Origin of the sequence: Marmoricola endophyticus (assembly GCF_014644415.1) — a bacterium.
In the GTDB taxonomy this organism is placed as follows: domain Bacteria; phylum Actinomycetota; class Actinomycetes; order Propionibacteriales; family Nocardioidaceae; genus Marmoricola; species Marmoricola endophyticus.
Genome location: NZ_BMKQ01000001.1, coordinates 2,381,829 through 2,404,853 on the forward strand (window position 1 = coordinate 2,381,829; position 23,025 = coordinate 2,404,853).

23 protein-coding genes are annotated in these 23,025 nt (G+C 73.8%); 15 read left to right on the forward strand and 8 right to left on the reverse strand.

Annotated features, from left to right (window positions below):
* The first annotated feature begins 199 nt into the window (after positions 1–199).
* Positions 200–910 carry a GNAT family N-acetyltransferase gene (locus IEX42_RS11660; protein ID WP_229660809.1) on the forward strand — a complete coding sequence of 237 codons (711 nt, stop codon included), beginning with the start codon at positions 200–202 and terminating at the stop codon, positions 908–910.
* Here IEX42_RS11660 and IEX42_RS11665 read toward each other — a convergent pair.
* Positions 832–1,920: a LacI family DNA-binding transcriptional regulator gene (locus IEX42_RS11665; protein WP_188779918.1), complete on the reverse strand. Its 1,089-nt coding sequence runs from the start codon at positions 1,918–1,920 to the stop codon at positions 832–834. The genes IEX42_RS11660 and IEX42_RS11665 overlap by 79 nt on opposite strands.
* Positions 1,921–1,978: 58 nt before the next feature.
* Here IEX42_RS11665 and IEX42_RS11670 point away from each other — a divergent pair, with 58 nt between their 5' ends.
* From IEX42_RS11670 to IEX42_RS11700, 7 genes are all read left to right on the forward strand, one after another.
* Entirely contained in the window at positions 1,979–2,788 is an 810-nt protein-coding gene (locus IEX42_RS11670) for a phytanoyl-CoA dioxygenase family protein (protein ID WP_188779919.1), read from the forward strand.
* A 20-nt stretch (positions 2,789–2,808) separates the two neighbouring features.
* Positions 2,809–5,181 carry an acetyl-CoA acetyltransferase gene (locus tag IEX42_RS11675; protein ID WP_188779920.1) on the forward strand — a complete coding sequence of 791 codons (2,373 nt, stop codon included), beginning with the start codon at positions 2,809–2,811 and terminating at the stop codon, positions 5,179–5,181.
* A gap of 72 nt (positions 5,182–5,253) precedes the next feature.
* Positions 5,254–6,078: an ABC transporter permease gene (locus IEX42_RS11680; RefSeq protein WP_188779921.1), complete on the forward strand. Its 825-nt coding sequence runs from the start codon at positions 5,254–5,256 to the stop codon at positions 6,076–6,078.
* A complete protein-coding gene (locus IEX42_RS11685; RefSeq protein WP_188779922.1) occupies positions 6,063–6,812 on the forward strand; it encodes an ABC transporter ATP-binding protein in 750 nt (249 codons plus the stop codon). The genes IEX42_RS11680 and IEX42_RS11685 overlap by 16 nt, the downstream gene beginning before the upstream one ends.
* 44 nt (positions 6,813–6,856) lie before the next feature.
* Complete coding sequence (locus tag IEX42_RS11690; protein ID WP_188779923.1) at positions 6,857–7,876, forward strand: ABC transporter substrate-binding protein; 1,020 nt, start codon at positions 6,857–6,859, stop codon at positions 7,874–7,876.
* Positions 7,873–9,012, forward strand: a complete 1,140-nt coding sequence (locus tag IEX42_RS11695) for an LLM class flavin-dependent oxidoreductase (protein WP_188779924.1) — start codon at positions 7,873–7,875, stop codon at positions 9,010–9,012. Before IEX42_RS11690 ends, IEX42_RS11695 begins: the two co-directional genes overlap by 4 nt.
* Positions 9,013–9,074: 62 nt before the next feature.
* Positions 9,075–11,132 (forward strand): VanZ family protein, encoded by a 2,058-nt coding sequence (locus IEX42_RS11700; protein ID WP_188779925.1) that lies wholly within the window; start codon positions 9,075–9,077, stop codon positions 11,130–11,132.
* A 28-nt stretch (positions 11,133–11,160) separates the two neighbouring features.
* On the opposite strand, the gene IEX42_RS11705 is transcribed toward IEX42_RS11700, so the two are convergent.
* Both IEX42_RS11705 and IEX42_RS11710 read right to left on the reverse strand, forming a co-directional pair.
* Positions 11,161–11,607, reverse strand: coding sequence for a universal stress protein (locus IEX42_RS11705; protein ID WP_229660810.1), 447 nt, complete (start codon positions 11,605–11,607; stop codon positions 11,161–11,163).
* A gap of 21 nt (positions 11,608–11,628) precedes the next feature.
* Positions 11,629–12,159 (reverse strand): hypothetical protein, encoded by a 531-nt coding sequence (locus IEX42_RS11710; RefSeq protein ID WP_188779927.1) that lies wholly within the window; start codon positions 12,157–12,159, stop codon positions 11,629–11,631.
* An 87-nt stretch (positions 12,160–12,246) separates the two neighbouring features.
* Between IEX42_RS11710 and IEX42_RS11715 the strand changes: the two genes are divergently transcribed.
* Positions 12,247–13,416: a cysteine--tRNA ligase gene (locus tag IEX42_RS11715; RefSeq protein WP_188779928.1), complete on the forward strand. Its 1,170-nt coding sequence runs from the start codon at positions 12,247–12,249 to the stop codon at positions 13,414–13,416.
* An 18-nt stretch (positions 13,417–13,434) separates the two neighbouring features.
* On the opposite strand, the gene IEX42_RS11720 is transcribed toward IEX42_RS11715, so the two are convergent.
* On the reverse strand, positions 13,435–13,752 hold the full coding sequence (locus IEX42_RS11720) for a putative quinol monooxygenase (RefSeq protein ID WP_188779929.1): 318 nt from the start codon (positions 13,750–13,752) through the stop codon (positions 13,435–13,437).
* A gap of 82 nt (positions 13,753–13,834) precedes the next feature.
* On the opposite strand from IEX42_RS11720, the gene IEX42_RS11725 reads away from it, so the two are divergent.
* From IEX42_RS11725 to IEX42_RS11735, 3 genes are all read left to right on the forward strand, one after another.
* Positions 13,835–14,638 carry an IclR family transcriptional regulator gene (locus tag IEX42_RS11725; RefSeq protein ID WP_188779930.1) on the forward strand — a complete coding sequence of 268 codons (804 nt, stop codon included), beginning with the start codon at positions 13,835–13,837 and terminating at the stop codon, positions 14,636–14,638.
* 96 nt (positions 14,639–14,734) lie between these two features.
* Positions 14,735–15,190, forward strand: coding sequence for a hypothetical protein (locus tag IEX42_RS11730; protein ID WP_188779931.1), 456 nt, complete (start codon positions 14,735–14,737; stop codon positions 15,188–15,190).
* A gap of 12 nt (positions 15,191–15,202) precedes the next feature.
* On the forward strand, positions 15,203–16,786 hold the full coding sequence (locus IEX42_RS11735; protein WP_188779932.1) for a GMC family oxidoreductase: 1,584 nt from the start codon (positions 15,203–15,205) through the stop codon (positions 16,784–16,786).
* On the opposite strand, the gene IEX42_RS11740 is transcribed toward IEX42_RS11735, so the two are convergent.
* Both IEX42_RS11740 and IEX42_RS11745 read right to left on the reverse strand, forming a co-directional pair.
* Positions 16,787–17,611, reverse strand: a complete 825-nt coding sequence (locus IEX42_RS11740) for an aldo/keto reductase (RefSeq protein WP_188779933.1) — start codon at positions 17,609–17,611, stop codon at positions 16,787–16,789.
* Complete coding sequence (locus tag IEX42_RS11745) at positions 17,608–18,132, reverse strand: FUSC family protein (RefSeq protein WP_188779934.1); 525 nt, start codon at positions 18,130–18,132, stop codon at positions 17,608–17,610. Before IEX42_RS11745 ends, IEX42_RS11740 begins: the two co-directional genes overlap by 4 nt.
* A 579-nt stretch (positions 18,133–18,711) precedes the next feature.
* Between IEX42_RS11745 and IEX42_RS11750 the strand changes: the two genes are divergently transcribed.
* Positions 18,712–19,284 (forward strand): peroxidase-related enzyme, encoded by a 573-nt coding sequence (locus tag IEX42_RS11750; RefSeq protein WP_229660811.1) that lies wholly within the window; start codon positions 18,712–18,714, stop codon positions 19,282–19,284.
* 7 nt (positions 19,285–19,291) lie between these two features.
* On the opposite strand, the gene IEX42_RS11755 is transcribed toward IEX42_RS11750, so the two are convergent.
* A complete protein-coding gene (locus IEX42_RS11755) occupies positions 19,292–19,561 on the reverse strand; it encodes a YdeI/OmpD-associated family protein (protein ID WP_188779935.1) in 270 nt (89 codons plus the stop codon).
* Between the two features lie 80 nt (positions 19,562–19,641).
* On the reverse strand, positions 19,642–21,105 hold the full coding sequence (locus IEX42_RS11760; RefSeq protein WP_373286201.1) for a GntP family permease: 1,464 nt from the start codon (positions 21,103–21,105) through the stop codon (positions 19,642–19,644).
* Between the two features lie 109 nt (positions 21,106–21,214).
* Here IEX42_RS11760 and IEX42_RS11765 point away from each other — a divergent pair, with 109 nt between their 5' ends.
* Positions 21,215–22,345 (forward strand): glycosyltransferase family 4 protein, encoded by a 1,131-nt coding sequence (locus tag IEX42_RS11765; RefSeq protein WP_188779936.1) that lies wholly within the window; start codon positions 21,215–21,217, stop codon positions 22,343–22,345.
* Between the two features lie 79 nt (positions 22,346–22,424).
* Positions 22,425–23,024 (forward strand): TetR/AcrR family transcriptional regulator, encoded by a 600-nt coding sequence (locus IEX42_RS11770; protein ID WP_229660813.1) that lies wholly within the window; start codon positions 22,425–22,427, stop codon positions 23,022–23,024.
* Position 23,025: the final 1 nt, after the last annotated feature.

Sequence of the window (23,025 nt, forward strand, 5' to 3'; positions counted from 1 at the left end):
GAGTGGTGTCGTCTCGAAGCGCGTCTGGGCGGCACCAGACAGCCCCGGATCGGCCTACGGATCAGAAGGTTTGGGGTTCGAATCCCTACAGGCGCGCAACAGCTCTTCGGTGCCGGCGACGGACGTCAGCAGGGTTTCGGGTCAGGCCGTCGATCCACGACTCCGCCTTCACGGCGATGATGTCGAGGTGGATGGCACCGTGAGCAGACCTGGCGACGAGCCGCTCGACGAACCGGTCGGGGAGTCGCTGCGAGGTGCGCACGCCCACCTGGCGCAGGCCTCGGGTCGCGCGCTGCGCTACGCACCCGGTGTGGCGACCTTCGTGTCCGTCCCGGTCGAGCCGACCGAGCAGGACTGGGACGACCTCGCCTCGCTGCTGGGTCCGGGTGGGTTCGCCGACATGTTCAGCGCTCCGGCCGCTCCGCCTGAGACCTGGGAGCCGGTGTTCGCGACGAACGGTGTCCAGATGGTCCACTCCGGCGCTCGACCTGCCGTCGCTGCGGTCGACGGCGAGCTCGTCGAGCTCGGGGCGACGGACGTGCGAGACATGCTGGCTCTCGCCGCGGTGACCGAGCCGGGGCCGTGGTGGGAGCGGACGATCGAGATGGGCACCTACCTCGGCGTACGACGCCGCGGCGAGCTCGTCGCGATGGCGGGCGAGCGGCTGCGCCCCCCCGGGTGGCAGGAGATCAGCGCCGTCTGCACCGCGCCGCACGCACGTGGACAGGGCCTCGCCGCGGCTCTGGTCGGCACGCTCGCGGCACGGGCGGCGACCCGGGGCGAGTGCGCCTTCCTGCACGCGGTGTCGGGCAACACCCGCGCGCAGCAGCTCTACGCCCGACTCGGGTTCGTCCCCCGCCGGGAGGTGACCTTCCGAGGCTTTCGCGTCCCGGGCCGAGAGGTCGGCTGAGAGTCCGGCGGCGTCGCTGCGGCCGAGCTCTCCCGGACGCGGAGCAGGTAGGGCGCGAGCACCCGCTGGGGCGGTCGCTCGGGACTCTCGATGCGCGAGGTCAGCAGCTCGAGCGCAGCCTCCGCGATCGCCGCCTTGTCGGGGGCGACGGTGGTGAGGGCCGGCGTGGCGTACCGGCCGTCCTCGACGTCGTCGAAGCCCACGACGGCCAGGTCGTCGGGCACGCGCAGCCCGGCGGTCATGGCCGCCCGCAGGGCGCCCAGCGCCAGCTGGTCGGAGAAGCAGAAGACCGCGTCCGGCCGCTGCGGACGCTCGAGCAGCGCGCGCACGGCGTCCGCCCCGTCGCTGCGGTGCAGCCGGCGTACGGCGACCGTTCTCGGCTCCAGGCCGGCCGCGGTCATCGCGGCGCGGTAGCCCGCGGCCCGGCGCTCGGCCGTGCCGTTGCCCAGGTGCGGCTGGTCGCCGACGGCGACGATGCTGGTCCGACCAGCCGCCAGCAGGTGCTGCGTCGCCTCACGTGCGGCCGCCTCGCCGTCGACGGTGACGTGGTCGAGCAGGCCTTCGGCATCCTGCTCGCCCAGCAGCACGACCGGCGACGAGCCGGGCTCGGCGCGCAGGTCGGCGGGGGAGAGCCCCCACGGGCTCATCAGCACCCCGTCCACGCTCTGGCCGCGTACGCCGGTCAGCAGCCGGCGCTCCTGCTCCGCCTCCCCGTCGGTCTGCTGCACGAGGACCATCCGGCCACGGTCGGCCGCCGCACGGACGACGTGGTCGGCCAGCTCGGCGAAGTAGGGGGAGGACAGCTCGGGCAGCACCAGGCCGATCAGGCCGGACCGTCCCCCGCGCAGGTGTCGTGCCGCCGCGTTGGGTCGGTAGCCGAGCTCGTCGATCACGCGCTGGACGCGCTCGCGGGTCGCCGCCGCCACGAGGTCCGAGCCGGCGGCGACGTTCGAGACCGTACGGACCGACACCCCTGCCCTCGCGGCGACGTCTCGGAGGCTGGCGGTCACGACCGCGAGCGTAGCGGGACTCTTGCCACGTGGCATTGCCACGTTGCAAACTGCAGTCATGACGACACCCGAGCAGGCCCTGGACCTCATCCGCACCGACGGCATCGCTGCCCTCAAGGGCGCCTTCCCGGTCGACTGGGTGGACACCGTGCGCGAAGACATCGAGGCGGCGTTCGCGGAGGCGCGTGGCCGCGAGGACGGGGCGGTGGGCCGCGGCCCGCACCGCTGGTACGTCGAGATCCACCCCGAGCAGCTGCGCGGCTTCGTCGAGCTGGTGACGCACCCGTGGGTCGCCGGCGTGTGCGAGGCGGTGCTCGGTCCGGACTACCGGATCGTCGAGCTCGGCTTCGACATCCCCTTCGCGGGGGCGGTCGACCAGCCCTGGCACCGCGACTTCGCGATGCCCGAGGTGACCCGGGAGGAGGGCCGGTTGAACTCGCTGGCCTTCAACCTCACCGCCGTGGACACCGCGGAGGACATGGGGCCCTTCGAGATCGCGCTCGGCACTCAGCTCGACGAGGAGCCGGACTTCGACCACGGCATGTTCCCGCCCCGGGAGCGATACGCGCGGTACGAGGAGCGCGCGGTGCGCAAGTACCCGCAGCGCGGCGACGTCTCGGCGCGGTCCGCGCTCACGATCCACCGCGGCACCACGAACCACTCCGAGAAGTCGCGGCCGGTGCTCGTGCTCGGCGTCGACGGCCCGGACGCGACCAACGGCGACCAGCACGACCTCGCGGTGACCCGGACGTACTGGGACGGGCTCCCTGCGCAGGTCCGCGCCCACCTCGCCTGCCCCGTCGTCGAGGCGCTGGAGCCGATCGTGCAGAAGCACACGATCGAGGGGCTGGTGATGGGCGCCGCCTGAGGCGCCGCGAGAGTGGGGGCATGAGCTCCCTGGACGACCTCGACCCGAGCACCCCCGTCCTGATCGGGGTCGGTGAGGCCTCCGAGCGGATCGAGGACGACGACTACCGCGGCCTCTCACCGGTCGAGCTGGGCGCCGCGGCGGCGCGGGAGGCGCTCGCCGACACCGGCGCCGACCCGGCCGTCGTCGCGGCGAGGCTCGACGTCGTCGCCGGCACCCGGCAGTTCGAGACCTCGACGCCGGTGGCGCAGGCGAGGCTGGGACGTTCCGACAACTTCCCGCGCTCGGTCTCGGCCCGCGTCGGTGCGGACCCGGCCCGTGCCGTCCTCGAGGTCACCGGTGGGCAGAGCCCGCAGGCGCTGGTCACCGAGATGTGCCGCGCTGTCGCCGCGGGGAGCGCACACGACGTGCTGCTGGTCGGTGCCGAGGCGATCTCGACCACCCGGCACCTGGCGGGCACCGACGACGCCCCGGACTTCTCCGAGGAGGTCGGCGGCCAGCTCGAGGACCGCGGCTACGGCCTGCGCGGGATCGCCTCGGTGCGCGCGGTGGCCCACGGCGTCCGGGCGCCCGTGGTGCAGTACGCCCTGTTCGAGAACGCCCGCCGCACGCAGCAGGGGAGGGGTCGTGCGGAGTACGCCGAGCAGATGGGTCGTCTGTTCGCGCCGTTCACCGAGGTCGCCGCGGGCAACCCGAACTCGGCAGCGCCCGAGCGGCGCACCGCCGAGGAGCTGGCGACGCCGACCGAGCGCAACCGGCCGATCGCCGACCCGTACACCCGCTTCCTGGTGGCGCGCGACCAGGTCAACCAGGCGGCGGCGGTGGTGCTCACCTCGGTGGCGGTCGCGCGCGAGCTCGGGGTCCCGGAGGGCCGGTGGGTGTTCCTGCACGGCCACGCCGACCTGCGCGAGCGCGACCTGATGGACCGGGAGGACCTCAGTCACAGCCCTGCGGCCGTAGCGGCGACCCGGGCGGCGCTGGAGCAGGCCGGGGTCGGGATCGGCGAGGTCGACCACCTCGATCTCTACTCCTGCTTCCCGGTCGCGGTCACCACGATCACCGACGCGTTCGGCCTCGCCCCCGACGACCCGCGCGGGCTCACGGTGACCGGTGGGCTGCCGTTCTTCGGCGGCGCGGGCAACAACTACTCGATGCACGCGATCGCCGAGGTCGTACGCCGCTGCCGGGCCCGGCGGGGGAGCACCGGCTTCGTCGGCGCGAACGGCGGGATGCTCTCGAAGTACTCCACCGGCGTCTACTCCACCGACCCCGCTCCCTGGCGCGAGGACGGCAGTGCCGCGCTGCAGCGCGAGATCGACGCCCGGCCGGCGGTGCCGGTCAGCGAGCGGCCCGACGGCTGGGCCACTGTCGAGACCTGGACGGTCACCCACGCCAAGGACGGGACGCGGGGCGCGATCGTGGTCGGCCGGTTGGAGACCACCGGCGAGCGCTTCCTCGGCACCGGGCTCGCAGAGGACGACGAGGTGCTCGAGCTGCTGTCCGGCGAGCAGCCCGCGGGGCGGCGGGTCTACGTCCGCACCTTCGCCGAGGGCAGCCGGGTGACCACCTCCGAGGCGCGGATGGACGCGCTACGGCCGGCGCGGGCCCTTGGGTTTCGGGACTCGTACGAGTTCGTCCGGGTCGAGCGTGAGGACCACCTGCTCGTCGTCACCATCGACCGGTCCGACGTGCGCAACGCGCTGCACCCACCGGCCCACCTCGAGCTCGAGGAGGTCTTCGACGCCTTCGAGGCCGATCCCGACCTGTGGGTCGCGATCCTCACCGGCGCGGGCACGGACGCCTTCTGCGCCGGCAACGACCTCGCGCACACCGCGGCCACCGGGGAGACCTACTTCGCGCTCAGCGGGTTCGCCGGTCTCACCGCCCGGCACCTGACGAAGCCGGTGATCGCCGCGGTCAACGGCTACGCCCTCGGCGGCGGGCTGGAGACCGCGCTCGCCTGCCACCTCGTGGTCGCCGACGCGAACGCGGCGCTCGGGCTCACCGAGGTCCGGGTGGGGCTCTACGCCGCCGCCGGCGGTGTCGTACGCCTGCCGCGGCAGCTGCCCGCCAAGGTCGCCACCGAGATGATCCTCACCGGGCGGCGGATGGGGGCAGAGGAGGCCGAGCGGCGGGGCCTGGTCAACCGGGTCGCGCCGGCCGGCACGGCCCTCGAGGTGGCCCGCGAGCTGGCCGCGGAGGTGCTCGCCGGGTCGCCGACGTCGGTGGCCGTGTCGCTGCAGGCGATGGCCGAGGCGCAGGCGTACGCCGACCCGCTCGACGCCGTGGCCGCCCGCACCGACGCGCTGGACCGGCTGCTCACCAGCCAGGACACGGTCGAGGGGCTGACGGCGTTCGCCGAGAAGCGGGCGCCCCGCTGGGTGAACCGCTGAGACCGGTCGGCGGGCGACCCGCGTGACAAGGACCTCATAAAGTCTAGTGACTTAGTATGTAATAGTAGTGCGGTGAGCCCGTACTCCCCGGTCGCCGAGCCGCCCCCACGCGTCGCCGCCCGCCTGCGCCGTCCCCGTCGGCCCCGCCGCGGGTCCGCCCTCGTCCGCCGAGCGGCGAGCCCGGTCGCGCTTCTCGTCCTGTGGCAGCTCGCCTCCGCCACCGGGGTGCTGTCGCCCGACAAGCTCGCCCCGCCCGCGCAGATCCTGCGCGCGATGGTCGAGGAGTGGCACAAGGGCACGCTGCAGGCGGCGACCGGGGTGTCGCTGCAGCGGGTGGTGATCGGCTTCGCCCTCGGCGCGGTCGTCGCCGTCGTGCTGGCGGTCGTCGCCGGCCTCTCCCGGATCGGTGACGACACGGTCGACCCGCCGATGCAGATGCTGCGCACCGTCCCGCACCTGGGGCTGCTGCCGCTGCTGGTGCTGTGGCTCGGCATCGACGAGGCGCCGAAGATCGCGCTGATCGCCCTCGGAGTGACCTTCCCGCTCTACGTCAACACCGTCGCCGGCATCCGCGGCGTGGACCGCAAGCTCGTGGAGACCGCGGGCGTCCTCGGGCTCTCCTGGTGGGGCCGGCTGCGGCACGTGGTCGCACCCGGGGCCCTCCCGTCGTTCCTCGTCGGGCTGCGGCTTAGCCTCGGCGTCGCCTGGCTCTCGCTGATCGTCGCGGAGCAGATCAACGCCACCAGTGGCATCGGCTACCTCGTGACCGACGCCGCGTCCTTCGGCCGCACCGACGTCGTCGTCGGCGGCCTCATCGTCTACAGCCTGCTCGGTCTGGCGACCGACGCAGCCGTCCGGCTCATCGAGAGGAAGGCCCTCGCATGGCGACTCGCCTGACCACCACACTGCGTACGACGACACCCGCGGCGCGCGTGTCCGGACTGACCCGCCGCTTCGGCGACCACGTCGTCCTCGACGGGCTCGACGCCACCGTCGGGCCGGGCGAGCTCGTGGCCCTGCTCGGCCGCAGCGGCTCGGGCAAGTCCACCCTGCTGCGGTCGCTGGCCGGGCTGGACCGGCCCGACGCCGGCACCGTCGAGGTCACCGGGCCGGTCTCGGTGGCCTTCCAGGAGCCGCGGCTGCTGCCGTGGAAGCGGGTCCTCGACAACGTGGCCCTCGCCCTGCGCGACGGCTCGAGGGCCGAGCGCCGCGAGCGCGCCGGCCGCGCGCTGGCCGAGGTCGGCCTGTCCGAGAAGACGGACGCGTGGCCGCTCACGCTGTCCGGGGGGCAGGCGCAGCGGACCTCCCTGGCACGTGCGCTGGTCACCGCCCCCGGGCTCCTGCTGCTCGACGAGCCGTTCAGCGCGCTGGACGCGCTCACCCGGCTGGAGATGCACGACCTCGTCCTCTCCCTGTGGCGCGAGCACCGCCCCGGCGTCCTGCTCGTCACCCACGACATCGACGAGGCGCTGACCCTCGCGGACCGGGTGCTCGTCGTCGACCGGGGCCGGATCCGCCACGCCGTCGACGTGCGGCGTCCCCGGCCGCGCGACCCGGCCGACCTCACCGACCTGCGCGCCGAGCTGCTCGAGGTGCTCGGCGTGGGCGAGCGCACCCGCGCGAGCGCCTGACCCCGAACCCGTCCGTCCCCGTCACCGATCCGAGGAGATCCACCGTGAGAACCCCTGCCCGCCTCCTGGGCCCCCTGGCCGCCGTCCTGCTCGCCGTCCCCGCGCTCGCGGGGTGCGGCGGGTCGAGCAACGCCGATGCCGTGCGCTCCGACGGGTCGGTCGACCTGGCCAAGGTGACGCTCGTCGTCGGTGACCAGAAGGGCGGCTCCAAGGCGCTGCTCAGCGCGGCCGGCGAGCTGGACACGCCGTACGAGATCGACTGGAAGCCGTTCACCTCCGGCCCGCCGCTGCTCGACGCCGTCAGCTCCGGCGCGGTGGACCTCGGCGGCGTCGGCAACACGCCTCCGCTGTTCGCGATCGACCAGAAGAAGAAGCTGAGGGCGATCTCGGCGTACGACCAGGGCGCGTACGGCGACGCGATCGTCGTGCCGAGGGGCAGCACCGTGCGCAGCATCGCGGACCTGAAGGGCAAGAAGGTGGCCCTGGCCAAGGGCAGCTCGGCCAACTACTCGCTGCTGGCCCAGCTGAAGAAGGTCGGCCTGACCTTCGACGACATCACCCCGGTCTGGCTGCAGCCGACCGAGGCGCTGGCGGCGTTCAAGGGAGGGTCCGTCGACGCCTGGGCGATCTGGGACCCGTTCACCGCCCAGGCCGAGCAGGACGCCGGCGCCCGCGTGGTCGCGAACGGCAAGGGCCTGGTCAACGGGCTGAACTTCCAGGTCGCCGGCGACGACGCGTTGCACGACAAGGCGACCCGTGCCGCGATGTCCGACTACGTCGGCCGCCTCGCCGCCGCCCAGCGGTGGGCCGGAGAGCACAAGCCGCAGTGGTCGGCCGCCTGGGCGAAGGAGACCGGGCTGGACCGCTCCGTCACCGATGCGGCGGTCGAGCGCAAGACCTTCACGCCGCGACCGGTCGACGGGTCCGTGATCGCCACCGAGCAGGAGATGTGGGACGCGTTCGCGGCGCAGAAGCAGGTCAGCGGCCACCCCCGCCTGGCCGACTGGTTCTCCACCGACTTCAACGACACGGTGGCCCGCGCCACCGGGAAGGCAGCGTCGTGAGCCTCGACTTCCACTGGTTCCTTCCCACCACCGGCGACAGCCGCTCGCTGGTCGGCGGCGGCCACTCCGTGCCGCGAGGCGTCGGCCAGCGCGGCGCCGCCGCCGGGTCGGCCGCGCAGTTCCGGCCGCCGACGATCGACTACCTCGCCCACGTCGCGCGCACCGCCGAGCAGCTGGACTTCTCGGGTGTCCTCACCCCCACCGGCACCTGGTGCGAGGACGCCTGGCTGACCACGGCCGCACTGATCCGCGAGACACGACGGCTGAAGTTCCTCGTCGCGTTCCGCCCGGGCAGCATCCACCCGACCCTGGCGGCGCAGATGGCCTCGACGTACCAGCGGATCTCGGAGGGCCGGCTGCTGCTCAACATCGTCAGCGGCGGCGAGCCCGCCGAGCAGCGCAGGTTCGGCGACCCGGCGTCGTACGGGGCCCAGGAGCGGTACGCGCGCACCGACGAGTTCCTCACCGTGCTGCGCGGGGCGTGGGGCACCGAGGGCATCGACTTCTCGGGCGAGTACTACGACGTCGCCGACGCGCGGGTGCGCGACGTGCCCGACCCGGTCCCGCAGCTGTACTTCGGGGGCTCCTCCGGGCCGGCGGGTCCGGTCGCGGCGAAGCACGTCGACGTCTACCTCACGTGGGGCGAGCCGCCGTCCGCGGTGGCGGAGAAGATCGGGCGGATGCGCGCCCTCGCGAAGGCCGCGGGCCGCACGCTCCGCTTCGGCATCCGGCTGCACGTGATCACCCGGGACACCTCGCAGGCGGCGTGGTCGGTGGCGCAGGAGATGCTCGACGGGCTCGACCCCGCCGACGTCGCCCGAGCCCAGGCGGCGCTGGCCGCCAGCGAGTCCGTGGGCCAGCAGCGGATGCGCGCCCTGCACGGCGGCGCCACCGCGACCGACGCGCACGACCTGGAGATCCACCCCGGCCTGTGGGCCGGTGTCGGTCTGGTCCGCGGCGGGGCGGGCACGGCGCTGGTCGGCAGCCACGACGAGGTCGCGAGCCTGGTCTCGGAGTACGCCGCGCTCGGCATCGAGGAGTTCGTGCTCTCGGGCTACCCCCACGTCGAGGAGGCGTACTGGTTCGCCGAGGGCGTACGACCGGTGCTGGCCTCGCGGGGGCTGCTCGCTGCCTGAGGTCGCGCCCGTACGGCAGACTGGTGCCACGTGAGCATTGCGACGCAGCTGGACCTCGCCCGGTGAACGACGCGATCGGCTCGGCCGTCCTGGCCGTCGTCTACACGGTGCCGCTGCTGGTGGTGCTCTTCGTGCCGTACGTCGCCTGGAGCTACCGCGCCCGGGGCCAGTTCGGGGTGCGGGCCGCGATGGCCACGGCGGCCGGGGTGTTGTGGGTCGTGGCGCTGTGGGCGTACACCGTGCTGCCCGTCCCGTCCGGCGACCCCTGCCGGAACCCGGTTCGCCCCCAGCTGCGGCCGTTCGCCTTCCTCGGTGACCTCACGGCGGCGCCGGGACCGGGGCTGCTGCGCGACCCGGCGCTGCTGCAGGTGGCGCTCAACGTCGCGCTGTTCGTACCCCTCGGCGTCGGCGTGGCACTGCTCGTGCGCCGGCGGCGGGTGGCGGTCGGCGCCCTCGTCGGCCTGGGGGTCTCGCTCAGCGTCGAGCTGGTGCAGCTGACCGGGACGCTCGGGGTCTTCGACTGCGCGTACCGCCTCTTCGACGTGGACGACCTGATCGCCAACACCGCCGGAGCGGCCCTGGGAGCCCTCGCCGGGCCGCTCGCGCGACGGGTGGTGGGGTCGCGGCGGCGGGCGCCGGTCTCGGGCCGGCCCGTGACGGCCACGAGGAGGTTCGTCGCGGGTGCGGTCGACGTCTTCGTCCTGCTGCTGGTCTCCCTCGTGCTGCTCCTGGGTGGCGGGGCCGTCCGGGCCGCGCTCGCCGGCGGCACCGTCGAGCAGGGCACGACCGACGTGGGCGCCAGCGTGTGGCTCGACGTCGTGCCGGGCGCGCTGCTCCTGCTCGTGCTCCCGGTGCTCACCCGCGGCCGGACGGTCGGACGCTGGGCGACCTCGGTGCGTCCGGTGACGCCCGAGCACCGCCGGCCGGGACCGCTGCGCACGCTCGCGCACTCCCTCGGCGGCCTGGGCGGACTGTGGCTGCTGTGGACGGTGCGGGAACGTGTCGAGGGGCCGGTGGGCGTGGCGCTCGGCCTCGTCGGCCTGGTGTGGGTGGTTCTCAGCCTGGTCCTGATCGTCCGCGGGGATCATCGCGGCCTGTCCGGGAGGCTGACCGGCATGGCGATGGTCGACTCCCGCGACCTCGCCCTGCTCGAGCACGACCGCGGCTCGGGCCGCCGGCGCCCGCTGCTGACCGTGCGCGCGGTCAGCCTGCTGGCGTTCGCGGCGTACGTCGGCCTGCTCGCCGCGCTGCGCGGCCTGAACGAGCTGGGCGGGACCGAGGGCATCGCGCTGCTGGCCCCCGTCCTGGGAACGCTGGTGGCCTCCCAGGTCGTGGCCGCCGGCTATCTGGTCGGCAACGGCCTGGTGATGCTGCGCAAGGAGGGCCGGTCGCTGGGCAACCTGCTCTCGCTGCTGGCCGGCCTCGGCGCCGCCGCACTGGTGGTCGTCGGCGCCGGCGTCGTCCTGACGGCGGGCGAGGTGCTGCGCACCGTGGTCCTGGTGGTCTCGGTGCTGGTGTCGTACGCCGCGACCGTGTTCATCGCGCTGGTCCTCGTCGGCCGCGGCTACGGCCGCACTCCCACCACCGGCGACGTCGACGTCGTGGTCGTGCTCGGCTCACGGGTCGTCCGCGGGCGGGTGCCTCCGCTGCTCCGGGCACGGCTGGAGACGGCCGAGCGCGTGCGCGAGGAGACCGTCGCCCGCGGCGGCGACCCGTGGCTGGTGTGCTCCGGCGCGCAGGGCAGGGACGAGGAGATGTCGGAGGGACGGGCCATGGTCGACTGGCTGGCCGGTCACGGCACCCCGGCCGACCGTCTGGTCGCCGAGGAGCAGGCGCGCACGACGAGCGAGAACCTGCGTCTCTCGCTGGCTCTGGCGCAGGAGCGGGGCGCCGGTCGATCGCCGGTGGTGGTGACCAACGGGTACCACGTCTTCCGGGCGGCGCTGCTGGCCGAGGACCTCGACCTGGACGTGCGGGTGGCGGCCGGGCCGACGGCGCCGTACTTCCTGCCCAGCGCCCTGCTGCGCGAGCACGTCGCCGTGCTGCGTCGGACACGGTGGCTCCAGGTCGTCCTCGCCGTGGCTCTCGCCACCGCCACGCTCGTGGCCTCGCTCGGCTGACCGCCTGCATCGGGCGCGGCCGCGCGGCCTACGGCACCACGGTCACGGGCCAGCGGCCCGCCTTGACCAGCCGGACGGCGAGCGAGCCGACGAAGCGGTGGCCGGCGGAGGCGGAGGCGCCGACGATGACGGAGTCGGCGCGCTCCTCCTCGGCGATGCGGGTCAGCTCGGAGAACGGGTCGCCGTGGGCGGTGCGGAAGCGGATCGGGTGGCCGACGTACGCCGCCCCCTCCTCGACGCGCTGCCGCATCTCCTCGATCTCCTCCCCCCGGTAGGCCGCCGACGGGTCCCCGCCGGGCGTGCTCCCGGCGAAGGCAGGGGACTGCGTCACGAAGACCGCCAGCAGCTCGGCGCCCTCGCGGCGGGCGACACCCGCGGCGAACGACCCGGCCCGGATCGAGGTCTCGGAGCCGTCGACCCCGACGAGGATCAGCCGCGGACCGTCGGTGCCGAGCTCGTACTCCTCCTGCTGCACGGCCACATCATGGACCCGACGTCAGACGTCGCGCACCCGCCGCCAGCGCTCGCGGGTCGCCGGCGTCATCGCCCAGCTGACCTCGCTGCCGCGCGAGAGGCCCCACGCGAGCAGCGGCCAGGCGAGGTGACCGCGCCAGGACGGCAGGTCGCGGTAGTTGGCCTTGAGGTGGCGCGAGATCTTGCGCGGCGCGTCGCGCCACTCGGTCACGCTCATCTGGGACAGCTCAGCGATCTGGGTCGTCGTGCGCCACGGGTCGTCGGGCTGCGCTGCCGCGCACACGTCCATCGCTCGCGCCCACCGCTGGGCGGTGACGACGTCGCTGCCGGCGAGGCGGCGCAGTGCGCTCTCCGGCCAGGAGGGGTACGAGGCGAGTGCGTCGTCGGCCTTCGAGGACCGGGACGCGGGCGCGGGGTCGAGGTCGGTGACCGTGAGCGGCTCGGGGTCAGCCGGCCAGGTCTCCGGTCTCCGGTCGCTCTCCCGGGCCGCGACCAGTGCGGTCACCTCGGCGTAGTCCTCGGCCCGGACGAGGACGGGGATCCAGCGGCTCATCGGCGCTCCTTCGCATCGCTGCACTGCAGTGGGACTGTAGTCAGTGGCCACGTCCGCGTCGAGGTCGTCGAGTGCGAGGATGCCCACATGCCTGCGATGACCCCGAGGATGACCTCCGGCACCGTCGACCCGGCCCAGCGCGTGGGACGTACCCCCGCCCCCACGACGTGGCTGCGCCTCGACGGACGAGCGGTGGCCGCGGTCGGCAGGGCCCGGGTGTACGTCTGCGGGATCACGCCGTACGACGTCACCCACCTCGGTCACGCCGCCACGTTCGTGTGGGCCGACGTGCTCGCCGCGACGCTGGAGACGACCGGCGCCCGGGTCGAGGTGTGCCGCAACGTCACCGACGTCGACGACGTCCTCACCTCGGCGGCCGCCGAGCGCGGCCGGCACTACGACGAGCTGGCACTGAGCCAGGAGGCGGTGTTCGACGCGAGCATGCGCGCGCTGCGGGTGGCCCGTCCGGCGGCCCAGCCGCGCGCCCGGCACCACGTGGACGCGGTCCAGCTGCTGGCGCAGGCGCTGCTGGACGCGGGGGCGGCGTACGTCCGCGACGGGACGGTCTGGTTCCGCGGGGCCGGCGCAGCCACTGGTCTCGACCGGGAGGAGGCGCTCGCGCTGTCGGCGGCGTACGGCGACGACCCGGGCGACGCGGCGAAGGACGACCCGTTCGACGTCGCCGTGTGGCGGCCGTCCCCCGAAGGACACCCGGCGTGGCCCAGCCCGTGGGGGTGGGGGCGGCCCGGGTGGCACGCCGAGTGCGCGGCGATGGCGCTCGCGGTGCTCGGCAGCAGCGTGGACGTGCTGGTCGGCGGCGAGGACCTGCGCTTCCCGCACCACGCCTACCAGTCCGCGATGGTGGAGGCGGCCACCGGTGTCGCGCCGTTCGGTCGCTCCGTGCTGCACGTCGGCGAGGTGCGCGTCGGGGGCGCGAAGATGGCCAAGTCCACCGGCAACCTGGTGCTCGTCGACGAGGTGCTCGACTCGGTCGAGCCCGCAGCGCTGCGCACCCTCCTCGTCGACCGGCCGGTGGGTGAGCCGTGGGACTACGACCCCGCGGACCTGGCCGGCGCCGAGGCCAGGCTCGAGCGGCTCTACGCCGCCGCGGGGCGACCCGGCTCCGGCGAGGGCGCCGTGACGGCCGTCCTCGACCGCCTGCGCGACGGGCTCGACGTCCCCGGGGCCCTCGACCTCGCCGAGTCCGAGGGCGGCGAGGCCGCGCGGCGGTTGGTCAGCGTGCTGCGGCTGGGCTGACCCCGGCCCTGCTCCGGCTCAGACTTCGAACTCGCCGAGCCGGTCCCACTCGTCGGGCTGACCCTGGATGTTGCGGACCAGCGGTGTCTCGGTGACGTACTGCGGGAGGTCGGCCTGGGCCTTCTTGAAGTGCGTGGAGTTGACGTGGTCGCCGGCCGCGTCGTCGTCGAAGGCCTCGAGGAGGACGTACTCGTCCGGGTCCTCGACGCTGCGGGACCACTCGAAGAACCGGTTGCCGGGCTCGGCGCGGGTCGCCTCGGTGAACTCCTTGGACAGCTCGAGCCACTCGTCGGCGTACTCGGACTTCAGCTTCCACTTCACACAGATCAGGATCATGGGGCCGACTGTGCCAGCCGCGGCGAGACGCCGACACGTCGTCCTCTCGTCCGGTGAGAACGCCCGACGTACATTGCGCAGCATGAGCGGTCTCGACGCGCCAGCGGCCCCCGCGCGCGACGCGAGCCGTCCCGGGTCCGCGGCGCGGACGCTGGAGATCCTCGAGGCGGTCGCGTCCGCCGGCGGTGCCACGGCCCGCGAGATCGCCGACCGGACGGGGCTGCCCGTGCCGACCGTCTACCGCCTGGTGCGCGAGCTGATCGACGGTGACTACCTCGTGCACATCCGCGAGCGGAAGCGGTTCGAGCTCGGCTACAAGCTGCACGCGCTCGGGGTCTCGCTGCACGAGCAGATCGGGGTCTCGCGCGAGGTGCGCGCCGAGATCACCGGCCTGCACGACGAGCTCGGCGCCGCGGCGTACCTCGCCCTGCACCGCGGCTCGCAGATCGTCGTCGTGCTCACCGCGGACAGTCCCGCCCACCCGCGACTGCAGCCGCTGGCGTTCGGCTTCCACGAGGCCGCGCACGCCACGGCGCTGGGCAAGATCCTGCTGGCCGGCATGGACGACGAGCAGCGGCTGCGCCACCTCGACCCCGAGCCGATGCCGCGCTTCGCGCCGGGCACGATCACCACGCACGCCGAGCTGTTCGACCAGCTGGCGACGGTCGCCGACCGCGGTGTCGCCTGGGAGTACGGCGAGTTCCAGGCCGGCGCCACCTGCGCCGCCGCCGCCGTACGGGCCGCCAGCGGCTCGCTGCTCGGGTCGGTGGCGATCTCGGCTCCGGAGGAACGGCTGCGCACCGGGCGCGCCGAGGTCGAGCGGACGCTGCGCGCCTGCGCGTCGCGGGTGAGCCGGCACTTCCGGGCCCGCGCGCAGCGCCACTGAGCCGAGGGTTATCGCCCCGCGAGAACGCCTCTTGGGGGTCGTCGACGGCCGGTGTCACAGTGACCGCCATCACAGTCCCTGCTCCCGGAGGCACCCGTGGCCGACCTCAAGCCCGCCCTGGTCTCGCTGCTGCGCGCGGCGTACCCGCACCCGTCCTTCCCCGACGCGCCGTACGAGCGCACCGCGGACACCATCCTCGGCCAGCTCGACGAGGACCTCTGGCACCGGCTCGCTCTCGAGCACGGCCTGGCAAACCTGGACACCGAGGCGCTCGCCGACCCGCACTCGGAGGCGGCGTCGGCCTACCTCCGCTCCATCGAGGACGCCGAGTTCTTCGCCTTCGTCCGCGGCGTCACCGTCGTGACGCTCTACAACGACCACGAGGTGTGGGACCTCCTCGGCTACGAGGGCGCGTCCTACGACAAGGGCGGCTACGTCGAGCGCGGCTTCGACGACCTCGACTGGCTGCCCGACCCCCGCATCGAGGAGTACGACGGCCCCGACGCCCTGCAGCCGGTGGCCGACGCCGACCAGCCGACCGCGAAGGCCTGAGAGGACACGACGATGAGCACGAGTCAGTTCGGCACCCCCATCGAGAACGACACCGAGGCCGTCGTCGTCGTCGGCTCCGGCGCGGGCGGCGGCACCGTCGCGTACGAGCTCACCCGGCGCGGCGTCCCGTGCGTCGTCCTCGAGGCGGGAGCGTGGCTCAAGCCGGAGGACTACGAGAACGACGAGTGGGCCGCGTTCAACCAGATGGCCTGGCTCGACCAGCGGACCACGTCGGGCTCGTGGCGGGTCAGCCGCGACTTCCCCAACCTCCCGGCCTGGATCGTCAAGGCGGTCGGCGGCTCGACGACGCACTGGAGCGGCGCGACCCCGCGCTTCCACGAGCACGAGTTCAAGACGCGCACGTACTACGGCGACGTCGAGGGGGCGAACCTGCTCGACTGGCCGATCACCCTGGCCGAGATGGAGCCGTACTACGACAAGGCCGAGATCGCGATGGGCTCGACCCACCGCCACGGCCGCCCCCCGCTGCCGGCGAACAACAACTACAAGGTCTTCGCCAACGGCGCGGAGAAGGTCGGCTACAAGTACTACGCGACCGGCCCGTACGCCACGAACGCCGAGCCGTACGACGGCCGCCCGGCCTCGATCCAGGACGGCTTCAACTTCCAGGGCGACAAGTCGACCGCGAAGTGGAGCACCGCCGTCCGGGAGATCCCGCGCGCCGTCGAGTCCGGCAAGTGCGACCTGCGCACGCAGTGCCAGGCGGTGCAGGTCACCCACGACGCCCAGGGCCGCGCGAACGCGGTGCTCTACGTCGACTCCGAGGGCACCCTGCACCGTCAGGCGGCCTCGGTCGTCTGCGTCGCGGGCAACTCGATCGAGTCGCCGCGGCTGCTCCTGATGAGCGCGAGCGGGCTGCACCCCGACGGCCTGGCCAACTCCTCGGGGCAGGTCGGCCGCAACTACATGCGCCACCTCACCGCGTCGGCGTACGCCCGCTTCGACCGCGACGTGCGGATGTACCGCGGCGAGACGATGGCCGGGATCATCGCCGACGAGGCGCGTCTCGACACCTCGCGCGGGTTCGTCGGCGGCTACTACATGGAGACGCTGTCGCTCGGGGTGCCGTTCCTCGCCGCGTTCGTCGACCCCGGCACCTGGGGCCGGGAGTTCACCGAGGTGATGGACGCCTACGCCCGCACCGCCGGGATGTGGATCGTCGGTGAGGACATGCCGCAGGAGTCCAACCGCGTGACGCTCAACGCGGGCGTCCTCGACCCGTTCGGGCTCCCGGCGCCGGACGTGCACTTCGACGACCACCCCAACGACGTCGCGATGCGCGAGCACGCGTGGGGCCGCGCGGACCTGCTCTACGAGTCGGTGGGTGCCGACGCGACGCACCGGACCCCGCCGTACCCCTCCACCCACAACCTCGGCACCTGCCGGATGAGCGAGCGGCCCGAGGACGGTGTCGTCGGCAGGTACGGCGAGGCGCACGACGTGCCGGGGCTGTTCGTCAGCGACGGCTCGCAGATGACCACCGGCGCGTCCGCCAACCCGACCCTGACGATCGTCGCGCTGGCGATCCGTCAGGCCGAGCACATCGCGGACCGGCTCGGGAAGGGCGAGCTGTAGCTACATCTCCTCGTGGGTGTCGGGGTCGCCGCCGAAGAGGCGGCCGTCCTCGCGGCCCAGCGCGGTGATCGCGGCGACCTCGGCCTCGGTGAGCTCGAAGCCGCCGAGGTCGAGGTTGGCCCGCTGCCGCTCGGTCGAGGACGCCTTCGGGATCGGCAGGCTGCCCAGCTGCCGGTGCCAGCGCAGGATCACCTGCCCCGGCGTGACGCCGTGCGCCTGCGCCGCGTCGGCGACCGGCGGCTCGGTGAACGGCGCCTGCCGCTTGCCCAGCGGGCTCCAGGCCTCGGTGCGGATGCCGAGCTCCGCGTGCGCCGCGCGCAGCTCGACCTGGGGGAAGTACGGGTGCATCTCGACCTGGTTGACCGCCGGCGTCACGCCGGTCGCGTCGACGATGCGGGCCAGGTGGGCCGGGGTGAAGTTGGAGACGCCGATGGTGCGCACCTCGCCGGCCGCCTGGGCGTCGACCAGCGCCTGCCAGGCCTCGACGTACTTGTCGACGCTCGGGTTGGGCCAGTGGATCAGGTGCAGGTCGGTCCGCTCGACGCCGAGCCGCTCGCGCGAGGCGCGGATCGAGGCGCGGGCGTCGTCGTACGCGTGGTGGCGTCCGGGGATCTTCGTCGCGACCACGATCTCGTCGCGGGGCACGTCGGTGCGGCGCAGCGCCTCGCCGACGACCTCCTCGTTCTCGTAGTTCACCGCGGTGTCGAGGAGCCGGTAGCCGACCGCGAGCGCCGAGACGAGCACGTCCGGGTCGTCGATCGGGTACGTCCCGAAGCCGACCGCGGGGAGGGTGGTGCCGTCGTTGAGGTCGTACGTCGAAGTCATGCCCCCACCGTGCCAGGCCGGCGCTCACGGGTGAGCACCGCGGCGGCCATGCCGATCGCGGCGCCGGCGACGGTCTCGAGCAGGCGGGACGCCAGCAGGTCGCCGACGGGCTCGGGGTGGGCGAGCTGGATGGCCAGCAGCGCGAGCGGGGTGATGAGGACCAGTGCGGCCGCGTAGTGGCGGGTCACGACACGCTCGGTGAGGCCCTGCAGCACGCCGATCAGCAGCACGGTGACCAGCGCTGGCGGCGACAGGGCGAGCAGCAGCGCGGCGAGGGCCACCCCGGCCAGGGTGCCGAGGATCCGGTGGGCGCCGCGAGTCAGCTGGGTGCGCAGGCCCGGGCGGGCGAAGGGGACGACGGCTGACACCATCGCCCAGTACGCGTGCTCCGTGCCCAGTGCCGTCATCAGCCCGCCGGCCAGCGCGACGACGACCAGGCAGCGCACGGCGTGCAGCCGGCGACGGTGGGGCGGTGGCGGGCTCGGCAGGTGGGGGCGGCCGGTGTGGGGGAGACGGCGCACCTCGAGGGGCCCCCAGCGCGACGGCGAGCACGGCCGGGGCCAGGGCGGCGAGGACGGCGGGCGGGACGCCGTCCCACCCGATCGGCACCGACCCGGTCGCGCCGACGGCGAACACGACGAACAGCGGGCCCGGCGGCACCCAGCGCCACCGGTCCGAGGCGATCGCACCGAGGAGCGCCCAGACCGCGGTCGCCGCGACCACCGCCCAGGGCGATCCCGACGCGGCCGAGACCACGCACCCGGTCGCGACGGCGGCGACCTGCACCGTGCCGCCGGCGACCTGGGCGCGCCAGCGGGTGTCGTACCTCGACGCGCCGCCGTAGACCGCCGTGAACGCCCCGAAGGTCGCGTACACCCCGAGGTCGAGCCGACCGGTGGCCCAGAGCGCGAGCAGCGGGAGCGTCATCGTCACGGCGGCGCGCGCCGCTGCCGTACGGGTCGGTGGGCGCGGTCCGACCGTCCGCAGGTCGGCGAGGGCGCCACGCACGAGGTTCATCGCACCCATCGTCCCTTCTGCTGGTGTCGGGTCGTGTGCTGGAGTGGTCGCCGGAGCAACCACTCAGGCACACGAGGCGGACGATGACGATGACCCACGAGGTGAGCCGGTTCGGGCACGTCGAGCTGGACGAGATGCCCGACGACCTGCGCGAGCGCATCGCGCCGATCGCGGAGAGGTCCGGCTTCGTGCCCAACGTCTTCCGGGCGCTGGCCAGGCGCCCACGGGAGCTGCGGGCGTTCCTGGACTACCACGACGCGCTGATGGACTCCGACGACGGACTGTCCAAGGCCGAGCGCGAGCTCGTGGTCGTCGCGAGCTCGGCGGTCAACGACTGCACGTACTGCGTGGTCGCGCACGGCGCGATCCTGCGGATCCGTACGAAGGAGCCCGAGCTGGCCGACCGGGTCGCCACCAACCCGCGCGGCGTCGAGCTCGACCCCCGTCGGCGCGCGATCGTCGACCTGGCGCTGTCGTTGACGACCGGCTCCGCCGCCTTCGGCGAGACCGAGCTGGCAGCCGCCCGGGACGCCGGTCTCGACGACGACGAGATCTGGGACGTCGGGGCGATCACCGCACTCTTCGCCCTGTCGAACCGGATGGCGCACCTGACCGCGATGCAGCCGAACCCGGAGTTCTTCGCGATGGGGCGTTAGCCCCGGCCTAGGCCTTCCCGGTGCGCTCGCGGTGGGCGCAGCCGGGCCAGCAGCACGGTCGGCGCATGCCGTCCTCCAGCTCCTCCCGGGTCCGCCGGACCCGTCGCTCGCGGGTCTTCTGCTGCTTGGCGTCCTCCACCCAGCAGATGAACTCGTTGCGGGCCAGCACGGTGATGTCGCGCCAGGCGGCGAGCGCGTCGGCATGCGCGAGCAGCTCGGCCTCGAGGTCCGCGGGCAGCTCGTGCACCGCGCCGCCGGGGAGCGCTTGCGTCGTCACGGGTGGAGCGTACGGCGGTAGTCCAGGACGTTCGCGCGGACAAAGAGGACAGGGGTCCACCGGAACGTCAGGGACTACCCCTACACGATCGCGCCGAGCACCAGCACGAGCAGCAGCGCGACGACCGAGATGACGGTCTCCATCACCGACCAGGACTTGATGGTCTGCCAGACCGTGAGTCCGAAGTACTCCTTGACCAGCCAGAAGCCGGCGTCGTTGACGTGGCTGAAGAACAGCGACCCGGCGCCGATGGCGAGCACCAGCAGCGCGAGGTGCTGGGCGTCCAGGCCGGCACCGAGCGGGGCGACGATGCCGGCGGCGGTGACGGTGGCGACCGTCGCGGAGCCCGTGGCCAGCCGGATCCCGACCGCGACCAGCCAGCCGAGCAGCAGCACGTTGATGCCCGACCCCTTCGCGAGCTCGCCGATCACGTCGGCGACGCCGGAGTCGGAGAGCACCTGCTTGAAGCCTCCGCCGGCGGCGACGATCAGCATGATCGAGGCGACGCCGGGCAGGCCGGCGCCGAGCGAGGCGTTGATCTGGCCACGGTTCATGCCGGAGGTCTTCCCGACCGCGACCATCGCCACCAGCACTCCGATGAACAGTGCGAAGGACGGCTCCCCGATGAAGTCGAGGAAGGTACGCGTGCCGGAGCCCTCCGAGAGCGTCAGCTCGCCGACCGCGCGGATCAGCATCAGCAGCACGGGGAGCACGATGCTGAGGATCGCCAGCGCGAAGGTCGGCTGCCGGGTCGCACCGGCCGCGGCGCGTACGGCGGCGGCCTCGTCCTCCTCCGAGCCGCCGTCGCCGGAGCGCTGCCGCTCCGCCGCGGCACCGCCGGACTCGCCGCTGGTCCCGTCGCCCTCGTCGGCGCCGTGGATCGCGTGCCCGTCGGAGGCCACGGCGTCGGCGTGCACGGGCACCCACCGGTCGGCCACGCGACCGAACAGCGGGCCCGCCACGACCAGCGTCGGCACGGCGACGATCAGCCCGAAGATCAGGGTGTAGCCGAGGTCGGCACCGAGGAAGTCGATCGCCGTGATCGGTCCGGGGTGCGGGGGGACCAGCCCGTGCAGCACGGAGAGCCCGGCGAGGGCGGGGATGCCGACGAGCATCAGCGAGGAGTGCGTGCGCCGCGCGACCAGCACCACGATCGGCACCAGGATCACCACGCCGATCTCGAAGAACATCGGCAGCCCGATGATCGCCGCGATCAGCGCCATCGCCCACGGCAGCGTGCGCGGACCGACCCGGTCGACGATGGTGTCGACGATCCGGTTGGCGCCGCCGGAGTCGGCGAGCAGCTTGCCCAGCATCGCGCCGAGCGCGATCAGCAGGCCGACGCTGCCGAAGGTCGAGCCCAGTCCCGCCACGAAGCTGTCGAGCGCGTCGGCGGGCGGGACGAGCGCGACCGCGGCGAGGACGGCCGTACCCGAGATCAGGCCGAAGAGCGGGTGGAACTTCGCCCACACGATGGTGAGGACGACGGTCGCGATCCCGGCCAGGGCGGCGACGAGCAGCTGCGGGTCCGAGGCGTTGCCGATGGCCGTGTCGGCAGCGGGGGCGAGGAGAGGGGCGAGGGCGGACGCGGCGTTCACGAGGTCACTGTGCCTCAGGCCGTCCCGCATCCGCTGCACGTGGCAGGATCCGAACGTGAGCGCGCGGCGACCCAAGATCCTCCAGGTGGTGCACCGCTTCCTCCCCGAGACCGGGGGGACCGAGACCCACGTCGCCGAGGTGAGCGCGAGGCTGGCCGAGCGCGGCGAGTTCGACGTCACCGTCCTCACCACCGACCGCAGTGCGGAGCTGCCGGCCGCCGAGCGCATCGACGGGTACGACGTCCTCCGCCGTCGCGCCTGGCCCCGGGACCGGGACTACTACGTCTCCCCTGGACTGGCCCGGGTGGTGAGCAGCGGCGACTGGGACCTCGTCCACGTGCAGGGCGTGCACACGCTCGTGGCGCCGACGGCGATGGCGGCCGCGACGGCGTCGCGCACGCCCTTCGTGCTGACCTTCCACAGCGGTGGCGCGGTCAGCTCGGCGCGGGCCGCGACGCGTACCGCCCACTGGCGCCTGATCGCGCCGCTCGTCCGCCGCGCCGAGCAGCTGATCGCCGTCAGCCGGTTCGAGGTGGGCCACTTCGCCGAACCGCTCGGGGTCGACCCGTCGCGGATGCGCGTGATCCGCAACGGTGGCGCGCTGCCCGCTCCCGTCGGGCCGATCGATCCGGTCCCGGGGCGCATCGTCTCCAGCGGGCGGCTGGAGGAGTACAAGGGCCACCAGCTCGCCGTCCGCGCCATGCCGCACGTGCGTGCGCGCCTGCCCGGGGCGGAGCTGGTGATCCTCGGGGTCGGGCCGTACGAGTCGACGCTGCGCGGTCTCGTGACCGCCCTCGGACTGGACGACGCCGTCTCGATCCGGCACCTGCCCCCCGGTGACCGGGCGGCCATGACCCGTGAGCTCTCGCAGGCGAGCGTGATGGCCTCGATGTCGACGTACGAGGCGCACCCGGTGGGCGTCATGGAGGCCCTGACCCTCGGGCTGCCGGTCGTCGGCCTCGACGTGGCCGGTACCGGCGACCTGGTCGAGGAGGGGCTGGTCACCGGTGTGCCCGTCGGCGTCACGGACCGGGAGCTCGCCCAGGTGCTGGCGGCTGAGCTGGAGGCGACCGAGAGCCGCGGTGGGCCGCACCGTCCCCGCCCCGTCGGTCTGCCGACGTGGGACGAGACCGTGGACCAGCTGAGCGAGATCTACCGGGAGGTGCTCGCGCGGCGCCGGTCGTGACGGCGACCGACGCGAGGTTCGGTCGACGAAAATAGAGTCAGGCTTGACTGTTTGTTTGTTCGGGGGCAGCATCGCCGCCGTGCCCACCACGACCCGAGTCCCGCAGGAGGAGCGCTCGCGCGCGATGCGACAGCGGCTGCTGGACGCGACGGTCGGGCTGCTGATCGAGAAGGGGTACGCCGGCACCTCCACCACGCTCGTCTCGCAGCGGGCAGGCGTCAGCCGCGGTGCGCAGCTGCACCACTTCCCGACCAAGGTCCAGCTGGTGCTGGCCGCGGTCGAGCACCTGCGCGAGCAGCGGACCGCGGTGCTCGCCGAGGCCATCGAGGACCTGCCGCGCGGCAAGAAGCGGATCCGCGCGGTGCTCACGATCCTCGGCGACCACTTCGCCGGCCCGGTCTTCGCGGCCGCACTCGAGCTGTGGGTCGCCGCCCGCACCGACGACGCCCTGCACGAGGCGGTCGCGGCGTACGAGCAGCGCCTGGGCCGCGAGACCCACCGGCTGACCGTCGAGGTGCTCGGCGCCGACGAGTCGGAGCCCGGCGTGCGCGAGCTCGTCCAGGCCACGCTCGACCTGTGCCGCGGCCTCGGGCTGGCCAACACCCTCGCCGACGACGGCTTCCGCCGCCGCAAGATCCTCGACCGCTGGGCCGTCGTCCTCGAGGAGGGGCTGAGGTGAG